The 17,423-nt window shown below is 63.7% G+C and carries 18 protein-coding genes and 1 riboswitch; of the genes, 11 read left to right on the top strand and 7 right to left on the bottom strand.

Going from position 1 to position 17,423, the window contains the following annotated elements; all coding sequences use genetic code 11:
- Window positions 1-175: 175 nt before the first annotated feature.
- From dapD to WMO66_RS02440, 3 genes are read right to left on the bottom strand one after another with little or no spacing between them, the layout of a single operon-like run.
- On the bottom strand, window positions 176-874 hold the full coding sequence (gene dapD, locus WMO66_RS02450; protein ID WP_349134821.1) for a 2,3,4,5-tetrahydropyridine-2,6-dicarboxylate N-acetyltransferase: 699 nt from the start codon (window positions 872-874) through the stop codon (window positions 176-178).
- Window positions 875-887: 13 nt separating this feature from the next.
- Complete coding sequence (locus tag WMO66_RS02445; protein WP_349134820.1) at window positions 888-1,304, bottom strand: methylglyoxal synthase; 417 nt, start codon at window positions 1,302-1,304, stop codon at window positions 888-890.
- Window positions 1,305-1,319: 15 nt separating this feature from the next.
- Window positions 1,320-2,057 carry a nucleotide-binding protein gene (locus WMO66_RS02440; RefSeq protein WP_349134819.1) on the bottom strand — a complete coding sequence of 246 codons (738 nt, stop codon included), beginning with the start codon at window positions 2,055-2,057 and terminating at the stop codon, window positions 1,320-1,322.
- A 262-nt stretch (window positions 2,058-2,319) separates the two neighbouring features.
- On the opposite strand from WMO66_RS02440, the gene WMO66_RS02435 reads away from it, so the two are divergent.
- From WMO66_RS02435 to sigE, 10 genes are all read left to right on the top strand, one after another.
- The gene (locus WMO66_RS02435) at window positions 2,320-3,327 is read left to right on the top strand and encodes a BMP family lipoprotein (RefSeq protein ID WP_349134818.1); all 1,008 of its coding nucleotides are present in this window, start codon (window positions 2,320-2,322) and stop codon (window positions 3,325-3,327) included.
- Window positions 3,328-3,456: 129 nt separating this feature from the next.
- A complete protein-coding gene (locus WMO66_RS02430; protein ID WP_349134817.1) occupies window positions 3,457-4,992 on the top strand; it encodes an ABC transporter ATP-binding protein in 1,536 nt (511 codons plus the stop codon).
- A complete protein-coding gene (locus WMO66_RS02425; protein WP_349134816.1) occupies window positions 4,989-6,053 on the top strand; it encodes an ABC transporter permease in 1,065 nt (354 codons plus the stop codon). The genes WMO66_RS02430 and WMO66_RS02425 overlap by 4 nt, the downstream gene beginning before the upstream one ends.
- The gene (locus tag WMO66_RS02420) at window positions 6,046-6,993 is read left to right on the top strand and encodes an ABC transporter permease (RefSeq protein WP_349134815.1); all 948 of its coding nucleotides are present in this window, start codon (window positions 6,046-6,048) and stop codon (window positions 6,991-6,993) included. Before WMO66_RS02425 ends, WMO66_RS02420 begins: the two co-directional genes overlap by 8 nt.
- On the top strand, window positions 6,990-7,904 hold the full coding sequence (locus WMO66_RS02415) for a nucleoside hydrolase (RefSeq protein ID WP_349134814.1): 915 nt from the start codon (window positions 6,990-6,992) through the stop codon (window positions 7,902-7,904). Before WMO66_RS02420 ends, WMO66_RS02415 begins: the two co-directional genes overlap by 4 nt.
- Entirely contained in the window at window positions 7,897-8,826 is a 930-nt protein-coding gene (locus WMO66_RS02410; protein WP_349134813.1) for a nucleoside hydrolase, read from the top strand. The genes WMO66_RS02415 and WMO66_RS02410 overlap by 8 nt, the downstream gene beginning before the upstream one ends.
- Window positions 8,816-9,358, top strand: coding sequence for a 5-formyltetrahydrofolate cyclo-ligase (locus tag WMO66_RS02405; protein WP_349134812.1), 543 nt, complete (start codon window positions 8,816-8,818; stop codon window positions 9,356-9,358). Before WMO66_RS02410 ends, WMO66_RS02405 begins: the two co-directional genes overlap by 11 nt.
- An 18-nt stretch (window positions 9,359-9,376) precedes the next feature.
- Window positions 9,377-10,075 (top strand): hypothetical protein, encoded by a 699-nt coding sequence (locus tag WMO66_RS02400; RefSeq protein ID WP_349134811.1) that lies wholly within the window; start codon window positions 9,377-9,379, stop codon window positions 10,073-10,075.
- A gap of 193 nt (window positions 10,076-10,268) precedes the next feature.
- Window positions 10,269-11,105: a sigma-E processing peptidase SpoIIGA gene (locus tag WMO66_RS02395; RefSeq protein ID WP_349134810.1), complete on the top strand. Its 837-nt coding sequence runs from the start codon at window positions 10,269-10,271 to the stop codon at window positions 11,103-11,105.
- Window positions 11,098-11,799 (top strand): RNA polymerase sporulation sigma factor SigE, encoded by a 702-nt coding sequence (sigE, locus tag WMO66_RS02390; protein WP_349134809.1) that lies wholly within the window; start codon window positions 11,098-11,100, stop codon window positions 11,797-11,799. The genes WMO66_RS02395 and sigE overlap by 8 nt, the downstream gene beginning before the upstream one ends.
- Here sigE and WMO66_RS02385 read toward each other — a convergent pair.
- Window positions 11,794-12,471: a 3'-5' exonuclease gene (locus tag WMO66_RS02385; protein WP_349134808.1), complete on the bottom strand. Its 678-nt coding sequence runs from the start codon at window positions 12,469-12,471 to the stop codon at window positions 11,794-11,796. The two genes, sigE and WMO66_RS02385, sit on opposite strands and share 6 nt — an antisense overlap.
- Before the next feature lie 136 nt (window positions 12,472-12,607).
- A riboswitch (TPP riboswitch) is annotated at window positions 12,608-12,718 on the top strand.
- Between the two features lie 52 nt (window positions 12,719-12,770).
- Here WMO66_RS02385 and WMO66_RS02380 point away from each other — a divergent pair.
- Window positions 12,771-13,361, top strand: coding sequence for an energy-coupled thiamine transporter ThiT (locus WMO66_RS02380; RefSeq protein WP_349134807.1), 591 nt, complete (start codon window positions 12,771-12,773; stop codon window positions 13,359-13,361).
- A 122-nt stretch (window positions 13,362-13,483) separates the two neighbouring features.
- Here the strand turns inward: WMO66_RS02380 and WMO66_RS02375 are convergent, their stop codons facing one another.
- The 3 genes from WMO66_RS02375 to WMO66_RS02365 all read right to left on the bottom strand — a co-directional run bounded on the left by WMO66_RS02375 (window position 13,484) and on the right by WMO66_RS02365 (window position 17,092).
- Window positions 13,484-14,893 (bottom strand): ATP-binding protein, encoded by a 1,410-nt coding sequence (locus WMO66_RS02375; protein ID WP_349134805.1) that lies wholly within the window; start codon window positions 14,891-14,893, stop codon window positions 13,484-13,486.
- 253 nt (window positions 14,894-15,146) lie between these two features.
- Window positions 15,147-16,787, bottom strand: a complete 1,641-nt coding sequence (groL, locus tag WMO66_RS02370; protein ID WP_349134804.1) for a chaperonin GroEL — start codon at window positions 16,785-16,787, stop codon at window positions 15,147-15,149.
- Window positions 16,788-16,807: 20 nt separating this feature from the next.
- Entirely contained in the window at window positions 16,808-17,092 is a 285-nt protein-coding gene (locus tag WMO66_RS02365) for a co-chaperone GroES (protein ID WP_349134803.1), read from the bottom strand.
- Window positions 17,093-17,423: the final 331 nt, after the last annotated feature.

Raw genomic sequence — 17,423 nt, 5'->3', positions numbered from 1 at the left:
ATGCCGCTCCCGGCGACGCACTGCTGACTAGTACAGGCTGGCGTTAAAATGGCACTGGCGGGTGCGGTCGGCGAAGCCGCCTGTAACTTGTCAGTCCGCATGCCGCTCCCCTCATTTTTCATTTCCAAATAATTATCCCCGGATGCGGCGCATCCGGGGACGTTTTTGTATTCTCTTACAGCTCGCGGAGGGCATCGACGAAGGCGGTCTTGGAATTCGTCCTTTCGTCGCGCTGCTTCAGCACGCGGGCGGGCGCGCCCGCCACGACGGCATTCTCCGGCACGTCCTCCGTGACGACGGCTCCGGCCGCGACGACGGCATTTTTTCCGATATGGACGCCCTCGAGCACGACGGCATTCGCGCCGACGAGCACGCCGTCCTCCACGATGACCGGCGTGGCGCTGGGCGGCTCGATGACGCCCGCCAGCACGGCTCCCGCGCCGATGTGGCAATTTTTGCCCACGGTGGCACGGCCGCCGAGCACAGCGCCCATGTCGATCATGCTGCCCTCGCCGACGACGGCACCAAGATTCAGGATCGCGCCCATCATAACGACGGCGTTCGCGCCGATCTCCGCGCCCTCGCGGATGATGGCGCCCGGCTCGACGCGCGCATGCAGGCCCTTGAGGTCCAGCATGGGGATGGCGGAGTTGCAGGCGCCGTTTTCCACATGCAGGCGGTCGATGTGCGCGGCCTGCGCCGTAAGCTGCGGACCGAGCGTTTTCCAGTCGCCGTAGAGGATATGCAGGCCGTTCCCGCCGGAAAAAACCTCCGCGCCGGGGAACTCGCAGGGCGCATTGGCCTGCAGCACCACGCGGACGGGCGTCTTCTTCTCCGACGTGCGGATGAGTTCAATGAGTTCCGTTGCTTCCATAAAGCTGCTCCTTTCAGCGGACAGAGCGCTTACGGCGGATCATCTCGCGCCAGTCCAGGTCACCGCGCTGCAGGCCGAGGATGAGCATCTCCGCCGTGGCGAGGTTCGTGGCCATGGGCACATTGTGCGCGTCGCACAGGTGCAGCGTCTGCACGACCTGCTGATCCTCCCAGGGGTCGCTGTTATTCGGATCGGTGAACAGCAGCACCAGATCGATCTCGTTATAGGCGATCCGGGCGTCGACCTGCTGGTGACCGCCCTGATTGTGGGAAAGATACAGCGTCACGGGCAGGCCGGTCGCCTCTGCGACAAGGCGGCCCGTTGTGGCCGTGGCGGAGAGGTTGTGCTTGCTCAGCACGCTCTTATAAGCCGTACAGAACTGGACCATCAGTTCCTTTTTCTTGTCATGCGCCATCAGCGTAATATTCATAAGATCACCTCATCTTCAAAATCGCATCAAGGGCATTGGCTCACCGCGCAGGCGGCGGGAGATGCGCAGGCAGGCCTCAGCGGCACCGCCGGAGGAATTCAGGATCAGCGCCTTGCCCGCTGCGGCAGAAAGCACGACGGCCGGGTCCTCCGGCACAAGGCCGAGCAGCGGCAGGCCGGTCTGATCCATCATGTCGTCCACCGTCAGGTTCATGCGCGAAAACAGGCGCGGCTGCACGCGGTTGACCACAAGCTGCAGCAGCTCGTGCCCCTCGAGCGCGAGGGCGTCTGCCGCGCAGGCGGCATCCCGCAGGGAGGCGGGATCCGGCGTGGCAGCGACGATGCAGCGGTCGGCAAACTGCGTGGCAAGTCGGAAGCTCGTGCCGATCCCGGCGGCCGCGTCGATCAGGACCCAGTCGAAGGCCTCGCGGGCCTCGCGCAGCAGCGCACCGAAGCGCTGCTGCTCCACGAGAGCGTCCTGCTCGCGCACCGGGGCCGTCAGCAGGAACAGGCCCGGCAGGGCCGGATGCTCCGCGGCGTCGGACAGCTTGCAGAAGCCCTGCGTCACGTCCGTGAACGCGACAGCGGGCTGCTCGGCCATGCCGAGCGCGATGTCGAGATTCCGCAGGCCGATGTCGGCATCGATGCACAGGACGCGCTTGCCCTCAGCGGCAAGACAGGCCGCGATCCCGGCGCAGAGCGTCGTTTTTCCCGTGCCGCCCTTGCCGGAAATGACGGAAACCGTTACACCCATGTGCATGTCGCCTCCTTTGGAGTTTCCTTCCTGTAGTATAGCCGATTCTCAGCACAATTTCAACAAAGATTTTTGCCGCAATCATGTTTTTCCATACGCATCGCTCTATTTTCCGGCATGGCATCCGGTTTTTTGCCCGCGCGTAAGAAATTCCGGGCGATATTTGCCGTGCCCACTTGCGCGGCGCGGAAAAAAACATTATAATGAAAGCACACCGTCGGGTAAAACCGACAAATTTTTGTTTGAAACGGAGAGGCTATTTATGAAAAAGATCCTCGCATGCATTCTGGCAGTGGCTCTGCTGACGTGTGTCTTTGCCGCCTGCGGCAAGACGGAAGACAAGGGGGACTCCTCCTCCGACCTGAAGCTCGCGCTCGTCGTGGCCGGTACGTTTGGCGACCGTTCGTTCTACGACTCGTCCAAGGAAGGCGTAGACCGTCTTGCCAAGGACTTCGGCGTGCAGGTCAGCACCATCGAGTGCAACAACGAAAACCACGCGACCCAGATGAAGAACGCCGCCGATCAGGCAGACGTCGTCGTGTGCGTCGGCTGGGAATTCTATGATGTCGAGACCATCGCACCGGAATATCCGAATGTGAAGTTCATCTGGATCGACAACGCCACGAGCGAGCCGGTCGCCAACGTGCTGAACATCACCTATGCCCAGAATGAGGGCTCGTTCCTCGCGGGCTACATCGCGGCCGCCATGTCCGAGAGCGGCACGGTCGGCGCAGTCGGCGGCGAGGACAGCGATACCATCAACGACTTCATCGTCGGCTACACGCAGGGCGCGGAGTACTACGGCACGGAGAACGGCAAGGCCGTGAACGTCGTGAAGAACTACGCCGGCACCTATGACGACCCCGCAAAGGGCAAGGAATGCGCGCTGGCTCTGCACGATCAGGGTGCGGACGTCATTTTCCAGATCGCCTCCGCCACGGGCGACGGCGTGTTTGAGGCCGCGAAGGAGAACGGCTTCTACGCCATCGGCGTGGACAGCGACCAGAAGTACATCGACCCCGACACCATCATCTGCTCCATGAAGAAGGAAGTCGGCAGCTCCATCTATGACGCCGTGAAGCGCCTGCTGGACGGCGACAGCTCCCTGTGGGGCACGACGTGGGTCGCCGATATGAGCAACGGCTATGTCGGCATCGGCTACGGCGAGGACGGCGCGGCACAGCAGGTGCCCGACGACGTGAAGAACGCCGTGGAAGAGCTGTCGAAGAAGATCGTCTCCGGCGAGATCACCGTCGAAACGACCCGCTGATGCAGAATTGTCCGGGAGGGGCTTGCCCCTCCCCTACAATATAATCTGAATATCAACTCCCGGCGTGGCGCTGCGCCACGCCTTTGTTACATGATCCCGGCTGCTGCCGGGAGAAAGGGGGAACCCGATTTGAACGACATCGCCGTGCAGTTCCGCCATGTCAGCATGGCGTTCCCCGGCGTTCTGGCGAATGACGACGTCTCGCTGGACATCCGAAAGGGTGAGGTCTTCGCCCTTGTCGGCGAAAACGGCGCGGGGAAATCGACGCTGATGAACATCCTCTACGGCATCCACACCCCGACGGGCGGCAGCGTCTCCATCCGCGGCGAGGAGGTCAGCCGCTTCAGCCCACGCAACGCCATCGACCACGGCGTCGGCATGGTGCACCAGCACTTTATGCTCGTGCCGTCGTTTACCGTGGCGCAGAACATCGTCATGAGCCGTGAGCCGCGCCGGTTCGGCCTGTTCTTCGACCAGCGCGCGGCCGAGCGCGAAACGCGCCGCCTCGTGGAGGAATACGGCCTGACGGTCGACCCGAACGCCGTCGTCGCTGAGACGGGCGTCGGCCTGCAGCAGCGCGTGGAAATTCTGAAAACGCTGTACCGCGGCGCGGAAATTCTGATCCTCGACGAACCGACCGCCGTGCTCACCCCGCAGGAGACGGACGAGCTGTTCTCCGTCATCCGGCGCATCGTCCGTGAGCGCGGCATGACCGTCATCCTTATCACGCACAAGCTCTATGAGGTCATGGCCATCTCCGACCGCGTCGGCGTGATGCGCAAGGGAAAACTCGTCGGCGTGGAGGAGACGAAAAACGTCAATGAGCGCATGCTGGCCTCCATGATGGTCGGCCGCCCCGTGCTCTATGACCAGCTGGAAAAGACCGGCACGCCCGGCGCGGAGGAAATTCGCGTGGAAAACCTGACCGTGCAGGATAACCGCGGCCTGACGGCGGTGGACGGCCTGTCGCTGTCCGTGCGCGCGGGCGAGATCCTCGGCATCGCCGCCATCGAGGGCAACGGCCAGAGCGAGCTGCTCGAGGCCATTGCAGGCATGCGCCCCGTCGAGCACGGGAAAATCTTCGTGCACGAACAGGACGTCACCGGCAAAACGCCCGGTGAAATTCGCGCCGCGGGCCTCGCCCATGTGCCGGAGGACCGTCTTGCCACCGGCCTGAGCGCCGAGGCGAGCGTGACGGAGAACCTGCTGGCGGGCAAGCAGCGCGAGCCGCGCTTCAGCGGCTTTGCCTTCTGCCAGCGCACGAGCAGCATCGAGCGCTATGCCTCGGAGCTGTATGAAAAATTCGACATCCGCGGCGCGGGTACCGGCGCGAAGGCCGGGTCCATGTCCGGCGGCAACATGCAGAAGGTCGTCATCGCGCGCGAATTCTCGTTCGATGCGCCCGTCCTGCTCATCGCGCAGCCGACACGCGGCGTAGACGTGGGCGCGATCGAGTTCATCCACGCCCGCATCCTCGAAAAGCGCAACGAGGGCTGCGCCATCCTGCTGTGCTCGGCCGATCTGGACGAGGTGTTCCGCCTGTCCGACCGCGTCATCACGATGTATGAGGGCAGGATCACGGGCGAATTCTCCGCCGCGGAGATCTCCCGCGAGGAGATCGGCTATTGCATGACCGGCGGACGCCGGGAGGAGGCGCAGGCATGAAAAAACGGATCGATCCCGGCTATCTCATCTCGCTGCTGCTGAGCGTGGTACTCGCGTTCGTCATCGGCGCGGTCATCCTTGCCATTGCGGGCTTCTCGCCCGGCAAGGCCTACCTTGCCATGCTGAACGGCGCGTTCTCCAGCGCCCGCCACATCGGTGATCTGCTGGAATATGCCATGGTGCTTTGCCTGTGCGGTCTGGCCTGCGTGCTCGGCGCGCGCGTCGGCATCTTCAATGTCGGCGGCGAGGGCCAGCTCCTGCTCGGCGCCATCGTCGCCTGTCAGGTCGGCGTGTGGCTCGACGGCCTGACGCCGTGGCTCGTGCTGCCGCTGGCCGCGCTGGCCGCCATGGCCGCCGGCGGGCTTTACGCCCTCATCCCCGGCGTGCTGAAGGTCAAGGTCAAGGTCAACGAGGTCATCACGACCATCATGCTCAACACCGTCGCCGCCAGCTTCTGCCAGTACCTCGCCAAGGGGCCGTGGAAGAACGCGAACAAGAACATGGTCGCAGCGACGGAGCAGCTGAACGCCCGCTACTGGTTCGGCGGCCTCATCGGCGGCTCGAACCTCTCAACGGCCATTCTGGCCGCGGCCGTCCTTGCGCTCGTTATCTGGTATGTCATGCAGAAGACGTCACGCGGCTATGAGATGAAGCTCACGGGCCAGAACGAACGCTTTGCGCGCTTCATCGGCATCCGCACCGACCGCCTTGTGCTCGTGTGTATGCTGCTTTCCGGCGCGCTGTGCGGCCTGGTCGGCATGTTCCGCGTGTACGGCGCGGAGCATCTGTTCCGCGACAGCATCAGCCGCGACTATTATTTTGAGGGCCTCATGGTTGCCATGATCGCCCGCTACCAGCCGCTGGCCGTCGTGTTCCTGTCCCTGTTCTTTGCCGCGCTGAAGATCGGCGCACAGGGCATGGAGCTGGCCGCCGGTGTGCCGAACCAGATCTATCTCATCATCCAAACGGTCGTCATCTTCCTCATGGCTGCAGAGAGCGGCCTGTTCGGCGCGCTGCAGAACCGCGTCAGAAAGGGTAAGGAGGCGGAAAAGCATGCTTGAATCCATTCTGAAGAGCATTTTCTCCGCCGGAACGTTCCAGCAGATGCTCCGCAGCGCCACGCCCGTGGCGCTGGCCGCCCTCGGCGGCTCGCTGACGGAGCACGCCGGGATCATGAACATCGGCATGGACGGCATGATCCTGATGGGCGCGTTCTTCGGCGTGCTCGGCAGCTGGCTGTTCGCCTCGGCGGCAGCCGGTGTGGTGCTGGCCGTCGGCGTCGGCCTTCTCGTCGGCCTGTTCTTCGCACTGTTCGTCGTGAAGCTCCGCTCCGATGAATTCATCATCGGCTGCGCGCTCAACACGTTCGCACTCGGCCTGACAGGCTTCCTGTCGCGCTCCATTTTCGGTGCAAGCGGCACGAAGGGCAACCCCTTCCTGCCCAGCCTGCGCCTTCCGGGCATCGAGAGCATCCCCTTCCTCGGCAAAATTCTCAGCGGCAACTCGCTGTTCGTCTATCTGACGCTGCTGTTCGTGCTGCTGCTGTGGCTGTTCCTCTATAAGACGCCCTACGGCTTCTGGCTGCGGGCCTCCGGCGAAAAGCCCGAGACGCTGCGCACGGCCGGCATCGACCCCGCAAAGCTCAAGTGGCTGGCAAGCATCCTGTGCGGCGTGTTCTGCGCGCTCGCGGGCGCGCACCTGTCGCTCGGCCAGCTGCAGGGGACGTTTGCCGAGAATATGAGCAACAACCGCGGCTACATCGCCTTTGCCTGCGTCATTTTCGGCGCGGCCAACCCGCCGAAGGCCTATCTCGCCGCGCTGATGTTCGGCTTCTTTGACGCCATCGGCCTGCGCCTGCAGGAATACCTGAGCGCGGACCTTACGAATCTCATCCCCTATGTCATCACCGTTGTGATGATGGTCTACGTCGTCGTGCGAGCGCAGCAGCGCAAAAAGCACCGCGCGCGCTCGGCGCTTGCACAGAAAGGAAAATCCGCATGAACCATCGCATTCCCGTCCTGCTGGACGGAGACCCCGGCCATGACGACGCCATTGCCTGGATGCTGGCCGCGACCGGCTTAGACATCCGCGGCGTCAGCTCCGCCGCCGGGAACCAGACCATTGAAAAAACAACGCGCAACGCCCTGCGCATCTGCACGCTGCTCGGCATCCGGGCGCCGGTGGCCATGGGCCTTGCCCGGCCGCTGCTGTCCGAGGCGCTCACCGCCCCGAGCGTGCACGGCGTGAGCGGGCTGGACGGCCCCGCCCTGCCGGAGCCGGACCGCGAGGCCGCACCCGAGCGCGCGCCGGAGCAGATGGCCCGCCTGCTGCGCGAAAGCGCGGAGCCGCTGACCATCGTGGCCACGGCCCCGCTGACGAACGTCGCCGCCCTGCTGCTGGCTCACCCGGAGCTGAAGGCGAACATCGCGGGCATCAGCCTGATGGGCGGCGGCCTTGCCCACGGAAACTGGACGCCTGCAGCCGAGTTCAACATTCTCGCGGACCCCGAGGCGGCGGACGTCGTGTTCCGCTCCGGCCTGCCCATCACCATGGCCGGGCTGGATGTCACGGAGCAGGCCCTGCTCTATCCCGAGGACTTTGCGCGCATCCGCGCCGTCGGCAACCCCGTGGCGGAGACCGTCGCGGGCTGGCTGGACTTCTTCTTTGCCTTCCACCGCACAAAAGGCTACGCCGGAGCACCCGTGCACGACGCCGTGGCCGTGTGCGCCCTGCTGCGGCCCGATCTGCTTCGCTTTGAGGACTGGCACGTCACGGTGGAGACGCAGGGCGCGTTTTGCCGCGGCGCGACCGCCGGCGACCGGCGCACTGCGCCGAACGCCCGCGTCATCACGGGCATCGACCGCGAGGGCTTCGCGGAACTTCTGACGGAGGCGGTGCGTACCTATGGCTGAACATCGGATCTGGTTTGACTGCGACACCGGCGTGGACGACGCCATCGCCCTGCTGACGGCCCACCGCCAGCCCGGGCTGGAGATCGTCGGGCTGAGCACCGTGGCGGGCAACGTCACACTCGACCACACGACGGAAAATACCCTGAAGATCTGCGGCCTTATGGGCGCGGACTACCCCGTCTATCCCGGCGCTCCCGGCCCGCTGCGCCGTGAGCGCGAGGACGCCAGCAGCTTCCACGGGGCCGACGGCCTCGGCGGAACCGTGCTCCCCGCCCCGCGCCGCGCCCCGGAGCAGACGCCCGCATGGGACGCCCTGTATGAGGCGGCGGCGCGTATGCCCGGCGAGCTGACGCTCGTGGCGACCGGCCCGCTGACGAACGCGGCCATCGCGCTGACGGCCCACCCGGCCCTGCGGTCCCTGCTGCGCGGCATCGCCCTCATGGGCGGCGCGGCCGTGGGCGGCAACCGCACGCCCTGCTCGGAATTCAACATCCACGCCGACCCGGACGCGGCGGAGATCGTATTTTCGTCCGGTATCCCCATCATAATGTGCGGGCTGGACGTCACGGAGCAGGCCTGGTTCTCCCCCGCGGAGTTCGCCGCCCTGCCGGACACCCCCGTCGGGCGCTTTGCCCGCGCGGCAACGGCCGGGCCCATGCAGAAAAACATGGCCCGCGGCGCAGGCGGCCTGTGCCTGCACGACGTCTGCCCCGTGCTGTACCTGACGCATCCGGAGCTGTTCACCGGGCGGCAGGCGGGCGTGCATGTGGAGACGCGCGGCACGGTCACCTATGCCAAGACCGTGACCGATCTGGACTCGGACGCGAAATTCCCGGAGCGCAATGTCTTTGTGGTGCTCGGGGTGGACCGTGCAGGCTTTGCCGCGCACATCACGGAGGCACTGAGCAGCTATGCTGGATAAACGCGCCCTGCGGCGGGAGATCGCCGCGCAGAAGCGCGCCCTGAGCCCGGCGCAGATCGAGGCCGCCTCGGCAGACCTGACGGCACAGCTGCTGGCCCACCCGCTGTTCCGGGCGGCCCGGTCGCTCTATGCCTACCTGAGCTACAATCAGGAGGTGCGCACGCTGCCGCTCATCCGGCAGGCGCAGGCGCTCGGCAAGCGCGTCGCCGTGCCGAAGGTCTATGGTGAAACGGACATGCGCTTTTTGTGGCTGGACGACCCGGCGCGCATCGCACCCGGGGCCTACGGCATCCCGGAGCCGGTCGACGACGGCCCGGAGGCCGACGACCCGGCGGCTCTGGTGCTCATGCCGGGCCTGGCCTTTGACCCGCAGGGCCACCGGCTGGGCTATGGCGGCGGCTTCTATGACCGCTTCCTCGCCGCTGAGCCGCACCCGACCATTGCACTGTGCTACGCCTTCCAGCTGCTGCCGCAGCTGGAGACGGAGGCGCACGACATCCCCGTGGACGCGGTGCTCTCCGCGCCCGTATAGCCACAAGGAGGGAATCGCATGCATATCGATGCCATCTGTGAAACCAACGGAAAGGGCTGGCTCATCTGGGCGGCGCAGTGCCCCGGCGCCTTTGCGCGCGGCGCGACGGAAAACGAAGCGCTGGCCAAGCTGCCGGGCGACGTGCGGCGCTTCCTGCACTGGGCCGGAGAGCCTGCCGGGGACATCACCGTCACGCCGGGCGCCCCCATCGAAAGCAGCCTGCACACCGAGGACGCCGATTCCGACCTGCTGCTCGAGGCCGACTGCGCCCCGATGACCGAGGCGGACTACGCCGCGGCCAAGCTGCTGGTGCTGAAATCCGCGCGCGACTTCTGCGCGCTGTTTGAGAGCATCCCGAACCCGGATATCTCGCCCCGCGTCCCGCGCACGAGCTTCTACGGCCCCGTGCCGCGCACGCCGCGCGAGATGTATGACCACACGAACCATACGACGGCCTATTACATGGCCGCCTTCGGCATTCCGTTCGAGAACATGCCCGACCTCTACGCCAACCGTCTGCAGGCACTGGCCGAGATCGAGGATCGCGAGGAGCTGCTGACAGGGAAGGTCTGCACCGCGTCGGACGGCGAGCGCTGGACGCTGCGCAAGCTCCTGCGCCGCTTCCTGTGGCACGACCGCATCCACGCCCGCGCCATGTGGCGCACGGCCGCCCCGCTGTGGGGCAGCGCCGTGGCAGACCCCTTCGGCTTCCGCTGAACCGTTCGACGCGGGCAGGCAAATTCCCGCCGCGTCCGGCTGCGAAACCTGACCGCATGCCGCCGAAGGGCGCGAAGCACCCGGACTTTTCCGGGAAAGCAGACAAATCAGGCCGCGACCCCGCACCGGGATTGCGACCTGTTTTTTTGCGCCCTGCGCGTATACTTTGTCCACGGACAAGGGGGGTGCGGCCATGACGGTCTATCTGGACAGCGTGTTCGCGCTGAACTTTGCGGTGAACTGGCTGCTGCTGCACGCGGCGGCCCGGCTCGGGGCGGCGGCGGTCCGGCCCCGGCGCATCGCGGCGGCTGCGGCGCTCGGCGCAGCCTACGCCGTGGCGGTGTATCTGCCGGGGTGCGGAGTTCTGGCGGGCTGGGCGGGCAAGCTGGCCGTCACGGCAGCGCTGCTGGCCGTGGCCTTCGGCCTGCGGCGCGAAACGCTGCGGCTCGCGGCGGTGTTCGGCGGGGTGACGCTGGCGCTATGCGGCGCGGTATACGGGCTGGAGCTGCTGAAGCACGGCCGCGTGCGCCCCGGCGCGCTGTGGTATCCCGTAACGTTCTCGTCGCTCGTGCTGACGGCGGGCGGGGTATACGCCGCGACACGCCTGCTGCTGCCCCGGCTGAGCCACGCGCCGGACAGCGTCGTGCCCGTGCGGCTGACGCTCGGCGGGCGGCGGGTGTTCCTCAGCGCGCTGCGCGACAGCGGCAACACGCTCTGCGACCCCGTGACGGGCGAGGCCGTGCTCGTGGCGGACTGGCACTGCGCCGCGCGGCTCCTGCCGCACGACGGCCTGCGCGCCGCGGATTTTGCCGCGCCCGCCGCTCTGGTGCTGCGCCTGCAGCGGCTCCACCCGCGCCTCATCCCCTTCCGCGCCGTCGGAACGGGCAGCGGCCTGCTGCTCGCCCTGCCGTGCGAGGAGGTCCGCATCGGAAAAAGGGTGCAAAAAAACGGCCTCGTCGCCTTCTCCCCGACGCCCGTTTCGGACGGCGGCGGCTACGAGGCCCTGACAGGAGGGAAATGCGATGCTTGAATTTCTCACGGACTGGCTGCAGCGCCTCCTGCGGCAGCCCGCAAAGCTCATGTACATCGGCGGCAGCGACATTCTCCCGCCGCCGCTTGCCGCGCAGGAGGAGCAGACCCTCCTGCAGCAGGCCGCCGCTGGCGACGAGGCCGCGCGGGCCCGGCTCATCGAGCGCAATCTGCGGCTCGTGGTCTATATCGCGCGCCGGTTCGAGAACACCGGCGTGAACATCGAGGATCTGATCTCCATCGGGACCATCGGCCTCATCAAGGCCGTCGGCACATTCAAATCGGACCGGAACATCAAGCTGGCGACCTATGCCTCGCGCTGCATCGAGAATGAGATCCTCATGCACATCCGCAAGATCGCGGGCCAGAAGGCCGAGGTCTCGCTCGACGAGCCGATCAACACGGACTGGGACGGCAACGAGCTGCTGCTGTCCGACGTGCTCGGGACGGACGGCGACATCGTCATGCGGCCCATGGAGGAGGACGCCGAGCAGCAGCTGCTGCGCGAGGCCCTTGCGCGGCTGCCGGAGCGGGAGCGGCGCATCGTAAGCCTGCGCTTCGGGCTGGGCGGGCGGCCGGAAAAGACGCAGAAGGAGGTCGCGGACCTGCTGGGCATCTCGCAGTCGTATATCTCGCGGCTGGAGAAGCGCATCATGCAGCGTCTGCGGCGCGACCTGCTGCGGCAGGTCTCATAGCCCGGCGTAGAGCGGCGCAGCCTTCGGCTCATAGCCCTGCGGCAGATAGCGCACGGAGGAGATGCGCGGGCCGGAGATGCCGTATTTGGAGGAATAGCCGAACAGGTCGACATAGCGCTCCAGGTCGTCCCGCTCGGTCCCCATGGCGCGCAGGACCTCGACCGTGGCGCGCACATCGTCGATGGCGCGGTGCGAATTCGTCACGCGGTCCTGCAGGTCATACTGCTCGATGGCGTTGCACAGGCGGTGCGGATAGGCGCGGCGGTCTCGGTAGACCGTGAGCAGGTCGAGCTTCTGCTTGTCCTGCAGCAGGCGGGCGTCGCCGTATTTCTGCAGGAAGGCATAGAGGAACAGCAGATCGAACTGGGCGTTATAGGCCGCGAGCATCGTGCCGGGCGTCAGGAGCGCGGCCAGCAGCTCGGCAAAGGCCTGCTTGCCGATGCCCTCCTCGCGGAGCAGGTCGTCCGTGATGCCCGTCAGCTCCACGATGCGCGGCGGCAGGCTGCGCGTACAGCGGACGAACTCATCGACCTCCTCCGTGCCGGAGGCGGTCAGGCGAATGGCGGAAAATTCAATGATCTCATCGCGCTGCCAGCTCAGGCCACTCGTTTCCGTGTCGAAAACGAGGACGGAGTCACAGCGCGAGAACAACGACTGCAGAGGATCAGACATCGTTTGCCTCCATGGGTGAAAAAGTCATCCCGGCAAATACCGGGGGATAATTGTGCGGAGATGCCCTAATTGTACCATATTTTTCCGCTCTTGACAAACGATTCCTTTTCGGTTATACTGAATTCACCGCAAAACAAATCCTTCTTCGGGGGGTCGGATGCTTCCGGCTGAGATTGGGCGAAGTCACGCCCTGACCCGCAAACCTGACACGGATCATGCCGTCGTAGGGAAAGAGGTCTTCCGCACTGCTTTCCAAGAACGGTTTGCAGCGCGGAATTTTTGTTTTGGAGGAATCCTCTATGTCCGTTCCCTCTCGCCGTCTGGGCCTGCGCCGCCTTGTGGAGTGCGCCGTGCTCATCGCCATCGGCACCGTTCTCAGCCTGTTTGAGTTCTCCGGCCCCTGGGCCCTCGGCGGCGGCATCACCGTGTGCAGCATGCTTCCGCTCGTCCTGATCTGCCACCGTCACGGCACGAAGTGGGGCATCTGCTCCGCTCTTGTCTACGGCGTGCTGCAGATGTTCCTCGGCATGAAGAACGTTATGTACGGCCAGAACTTCTGGCAGGTACTTGCCATCATCCTGCTGGACTATGTCGTCGCGTTCGGCGTCATCGGCCTTGCCGGTATCTTTGACAAGTGCATCAAGAACCGCCCCGTGTCCATCGCCGTCGGCAGTGTGTTTGCCACGCTGCTGCGTCTGGCCTGCCACTTCGTGTCCGGCTGGATCATCTGGGAGGCCCTGTGGCCGAACGAGCTGGGCTGGGCTTCCCCGCTGTGGTCCCTTGCCTACAACGCCAGCTACATGATCCCCGAAATGATCATCACGACGGTCGCCGCCGTCGCCCTGTACTTCCCGCTGAAGAAGTACTACTACGGCGAGGACCTGAAGTAAGAAGGCTGCACCGCGCCCCCCGGCCCGGTGTTTCCGATAACTCTCATTTCTGAATCGCTCTCCCCCACGCAAATGCCCACAAAATGCCGCCGGTCTTCCCCCACAGAAGACCGGCGGTCATTTTATTGTGACGGCTGCACCGTAATGTACTTCTGCTTTGAGCTATTCGGCTTATCAGGGGCAGTCATCCGCAGCTGACCACTTTCCAGCAGGGGCTTCAGATAGCGTGCGGTGAAATGCTTGATATCTTTGAAGCCACAATGGTTGGCGATTTCTGCTTTGCTGCGGGGTTCCGAGCAGAATGCAATGATTTTAACTTGGGGGGTGACTTGGGGGGTATCCCCTAAGTTCGCATCGGTTTTCGTATTCCGAATCGTTGCATAGAGCATAAACGCTTCCACGCGGTACTCCGGCTGCGGCAGGCCTGCTGTTTCCATGACCTTATAGAGCCGGTCTACGCCCTCGCCAAACTCCTGCACATATTCGTACTCATGCAGGAACTGCGCAATTTTCGGATTGCGGGAGAAGTGGACGTGCCGCATATTGTTCAGCCGCACGATGCCGGGCAGCGTACCGGGGCTTTCTACTGTCAGCCGGTCGTCGAACATCTTGATTTGAATGTCCGTTCCCTTGATGCTGTAATCGCGGTGCGCGACGGCGTTGACGATCAGCTCTTTCCAGGCAAACTCCGGGTATTCCGGCTCGGTGACAAAGCGGGTATCCGCACCGAGGTAGGTGCGCTCCTTGATCTGGCTGCGCACGAACTCCAGCGCCTTCTCAATGACCTGCAGGACGCGGCCTTCAAACACCACGTCCTTGATGACGTTCATCTCCGCACCGACCTTGGCTTCCGTACCCTCGTACCGGACAAAGCGGATGCGTGCGCGGGGAAAATAGTGTTTCGGATTCTTGCCGAACAGCAGCATGGCGGCAGTGCTGACTTCTTCCTTGCCACCTTTGGTGGAGATAAATTCTTTGTTCTCCCGCAGGTATTCCTCCGGGCTTTTCCGGTAGCCGAGTTTCTGCGTATACTCCCGAACGAAGTCGAGGTCAATGTCCTCCATCGCCGCGTCCGGGACAGGGGTATCCTCAAAATACCGTGTGCCCTTGGCGTACATAAGCTGGAGGCGTTCGTCGAAATTAAGCTTCTTGGATTTATCCCCGACGCGAAAGAAAACATCGTCCGCCTGATTGGCGTGAAGCTCGTTGCTTTGCAAAACCTCAATCAGCAGAATATAATCCGGCTCACCGTCCCTGTTGGTGCAGGCAAGCAGTTCGGTTTCGATTTGAACGGACGGCTTATAGTAATCAAACGGCACGCGCAGCAGCTCGTTGATATGCTCCTGATAGCCGTCGATGCCGGTGATCGTCCCGTCGTCCTCCACGCCGACCGCGATCACGCCGCCGTCTGCGTTGGCAAAGGCGATCAGATGAATCGCAAGCGTCTTTGCGTCGATGCGGGCGCTCTTGCGGTCAAACAGCGGAGATTCCGTCATGGTGCAGATTTGTTCAAGTGTCAGCTTGCAAAGCATACGTCCGCCTCCTTGTCACAAGAAAAATCCAGCTTTTTTACAGTATAGCACAGAGTATCACCACTATGCAAGGAAGCAGTCGGGCTATCCGAAAAAAAGTTTTTCAACCGCGCCCGCAGCTCTCCGCTTATCCCGCCCCGTCCTGCAAAATTGCCGCGTTGGCTGCGCCTCCTCGCCACAGAAAAAGAGGCGACGGGACATAAAAATCCCGGACGGCGAACCGTCCGGGATATCGTTGTTCTGTTGGTGCGGATCAATACATGCCGCCCATGCCGCCTGCATTGGCTGCGGCAGCTGCTGCGGCGTCGGCTGCGGGATCGGGCTTGTCGGCCACGATGGACTCAGTCGTCAGGACGCAGGCGCCGATGGACGCTGCGTTCTCGAGCGCGGTACGGGTGACCTTCGTCGGATCGACGATACCGGCGGGGATCATGTCGCAGTAGGTGGCGCTGTAGGCATTGTAGCCGAAGCCGACCTTGCGGCTGTTCTTGATCTTCTCGAAGACGACGGAGCCGTCGACACCGGCGTTCTCGGCGATCTGGCGGACAGGAGCCTGCAGCGCCTTGACGATGATGGACGCGCCGGTCTTCTCATCGCCGGACAGCTTGGCAACGAGCTTCTCGACAGCGGGGATGGCGTTGACGAACGCGGTGCCGCCGCCGGCAACGATGCCTTCCTCCACGGCAGCGCGCGTGGCGTTCAGGGCGTCCTCGACGCGGAGCTTCTGCTCCTTCATGGCAGTCTCGGTCTGTGCGCCGACACGGATAACGGCGACGCCGCCGGACAGCTTGGCAAGACGCTCCTGCAGCTTCTCACGGTCGTACTCGGACGTGGTCACGCCGATGGCAGCCTTGATCTCGTGGATGCGGTTCTGGATCTCTTCGGAATTGCCGCAGCCGTCGACGATAACGGTGGTGTCCTTGTTGACCTTGATCTGGCGGGCACGGCCGAGGTCAGAAAGCTGAGCCTCCTGCAGGTTCATGTTCAGCTCGTTTGCGAAGTAGGTGCCGCCGGTCAGGATGGCGATATCGCGGAGCATTTCCTTGCGGCGATCGCCGAAGCCGGGCGCCTTGACGCAGACGCAGTTGAAGCTGCCGCGCAGACGGTTGACGAGCAGGGTGGACAGCGCATCGCCCTCGACGTCCTCGGCGATGATGACGAGCTTCTGGCCGGCCTTGACGATCTGCTCCAGAACGGGCAGGATGTCCTGAATGGAGGAGATCTTCTTATCGGTGATGAGCAGGTACGGATCATCGACAACGGCTTCCATCTTGTCGGTGTCGGTGACCATATACGGGGAGATATAGCCGCGGTCGAACTGCATGCCTTCGACAACATCGAGGCCGGTCTCAGCGGTCTTGGACTCTTCAATGGTAATGACGCCGGCGGCCGTGACCTTCTCCATGGCCTCGGCGATCAGCTTGCCGATCTCCTCGTCGCCGGAGGAGACGGTGCCGACACGGGCGATGTCTGCGCTGCCGTTCACGGCCTGCGAGTTGGACTTGATGGCCTCGATGGCGGCGTCAACGGCCTTCTGCATGCCCTTGCGCATGACCATGGGGTTGGCACCGGCGCTGACGTTCTTCAGGCCCTCGCGGATGATGGCCTGTGCCAGCAGGGTAGCGGTGGTGGTGCCGTCGCCTGCGACGTCGTTCGTCTTCGTAGCGACTTCACGGACGAGCTGAGCGCCCATGTTCTCAAACGGATCCTCGAGCTCGACTTCCTTGGCGATCGTCACGCCGTCGTTCGTGATGAGCGGGGAACCATATTTCTTCGCAAGGACGACGTTGCGGCCCTTCGGGCCGAGGGTGACCTTGACGGTATCTGCGAGCTGGTCAATGCCGGACTGCAGCTTCTTGCGGGCGTCTTCGCCGAATTCAATCATTTTTGCCATGATATTTTAAGCCTCCTGAATTATTCTACGATCGCGAGGATCTCGGACTGGCGGACGATGGAATACTCCACATCCTCGACCTTGACCTCGGTGCCAGCATACTTCGCGACGACGACCTTGTCGCCGGGCTTCACGACCATCTTGACCTCGTTTCCGTCCACGACGCCGCCGGGGCCGACTGCCACGACCTCGGAAACAACGGGCTTTTCCTTCGTAGCGGTGGAGAGGATAATGCCGGAAGCGGTGGTCTCCATGGCTTCCACAGGCTTGAGCAGAACACGATCTGCAAGGGGTACCAGTTTCATGATGCTAACCTCCAATATAATGTCTGATGGTCTCCCATCTTTGATTACGGGCTTGAATTTAGCACTCAATTCATATGAGTGCTAACACCCTATATAATACCCATTTCCGGAAGAAAGTCAAGAGGAAAAAATGAAAAATTTGTGACAAATTTCAAAATTCTCCCGCCCCGGACGCCCGGTTTGGGCATTTGAGTTTGCGGCAATCTCAGTAGAGGCCATCGAAACGGACGAGCTGCCAATAAAGGAATGCACCGATTGCGTCTGTAGCGGCGGTCACTGCGCAGCCGTTGGCGGCTTTGCCGCCTTACGGATGCGGCGTCCCCTTTACGGG

This window comes from Faecousia intestinalis, assembly GCF_040096185.1.
Lineage (GTDB): Bacteria > Bacillota > Clostridia > Oscillospirales > Oscillospiraceae > JAZOXB01.
The sequence above is the reverse complement of the archived record's forward strand: the minus strand, read 5'-3'. Positions and strand labels throughout refer to the sequence as shown.

What these genes read in the sequence shown, in the direction of transcription:
- WMO66_RS02385 (WP_349134808.1), bottom strand. Translation starts at nt 12,471, where the DNA reads ATGTCTGATCCTCTGCAGTCGTTGTTCTCGCGCTGTGACTCCGTCCTC.
- WMO66_RS02435 (WP_349134818.1), top strand. Translation starts at nt 2,320, where the DNA reads ATGAAAAAGATCCTCGCATGCATTCTGGCAGTGGCTCTGCTGACGTGT.
- WMO66_RS02395 (WP_349134810.1), top strand. Translation starts at nt 10,269, where the DNA reads ATGACGGTCTATCTGGACAGCGTGTTCGCGCTGAACTTTGCGGTGAAC.
- WMO66_RS02420 (WP_349134815.1), top strand. Translation starts at nt 6,046, where the DNA reads ATGCTTGAATCCATTCTGAAGAGCATTTTCTCCGCCGGAACGTTCCAG.
- WMO66_RS02405 (WP_349134812.1), top strand. Translation starts at nt 8,816, where the DNA reads ATGCTGGATAAACGCGCCCTGCGGCGGGAGATCGCCGCGCAGAAGCGC.
- sigE (WP_349134809.1), top strand. Translation starts at nt 11,098, where the DNA reads ATGCTTGAATTTCTCACGGACTGGCTGCAGCGCCTCCTGCGGCAGCCC.
- WMO66_RS02380 (WP_349134807.1), top strand. Translation starts at nt 12,771, where the DNA reads ATGTCCGTTCCCTCTCGCCGTCTGGGCCTGCGCCGCCTTGTGGAGTGC.
- WMO66_RS02425 (WP_349134816.1), top strand. Translation starts at nt 4,989, where the DNA reads ATGAAAAAACGGATCGATCCCGGCTATCTCATCTCGCTGCTGCTGAGC.
- WMO66_RS02365 (WP_349134803.1), bottom strand. Translation starts at nt 17,092, where the DNA reads ATGAAACTGGTACCCCTTGCAGATCGTGTTCTGCTCAAGCCTGTGGAA.
- WMO66_RS02445 (WP_349134820.1), bottom strand. Translation starts at nt 1,304, where the DNA reads ATGAATATTACGCTGATGGCGCATGACAAGAAAAAGGAACTGATGGTC.
- WMO66_RS02440 (WP_349134819.1), bottom strand. Translation starts at nt 2,057, where the DNA reads ATGGGTGTAACGGTTTCCGTCATTTCCGGCAAGGGCGGCACGGGAAAA.
- WMO66_RS02415 (WP_349134814.1), top strand. Translation starts at nt 6,990, where the DNA reads ATGAACCATCGCATTCCCGTCCTGCTGGACGGAGACCCCGGCCATGAC.
- WMO66_RS02375 (WP_349134805.1), bottom strand. Translation starts at nt 14,893, where the DNA reads ATGCTTTGCAAGCTGACACTTGAACAAATCTGCACCATGACGGAATCT.
- groL (WP_349134804.1), bottom strand. Translation starts at nt 16,787, where the DNA reads ATGGCAAAAATGATTGAATTCGGCGAAGACGCCCGCAAGAAGCTGCAG.
- dapD (WP_349134821.1), bottom strand. Translation starts at nt 874, where the DNA reads ATGGAAGCAACGGAACTCATTGAACTCATCCGCACGTCGGAGAAGAAG.
- WMO66_RS02410 (WP_349134813.1), top strand. Translation starts at nt 7,897, where the DNA reads ATGGCTGAACATCGGATCTGGTTTGACTGCGACACCGGCGTGGACGAC.
- WMO66_RS02400 (WP_349134811.1), top strand. Translation starts at nt 9,377, where the DNA reads ATGCATATCGATGCCATCTGTGAAACCAACGGAAAGGGCTGGCTCATC.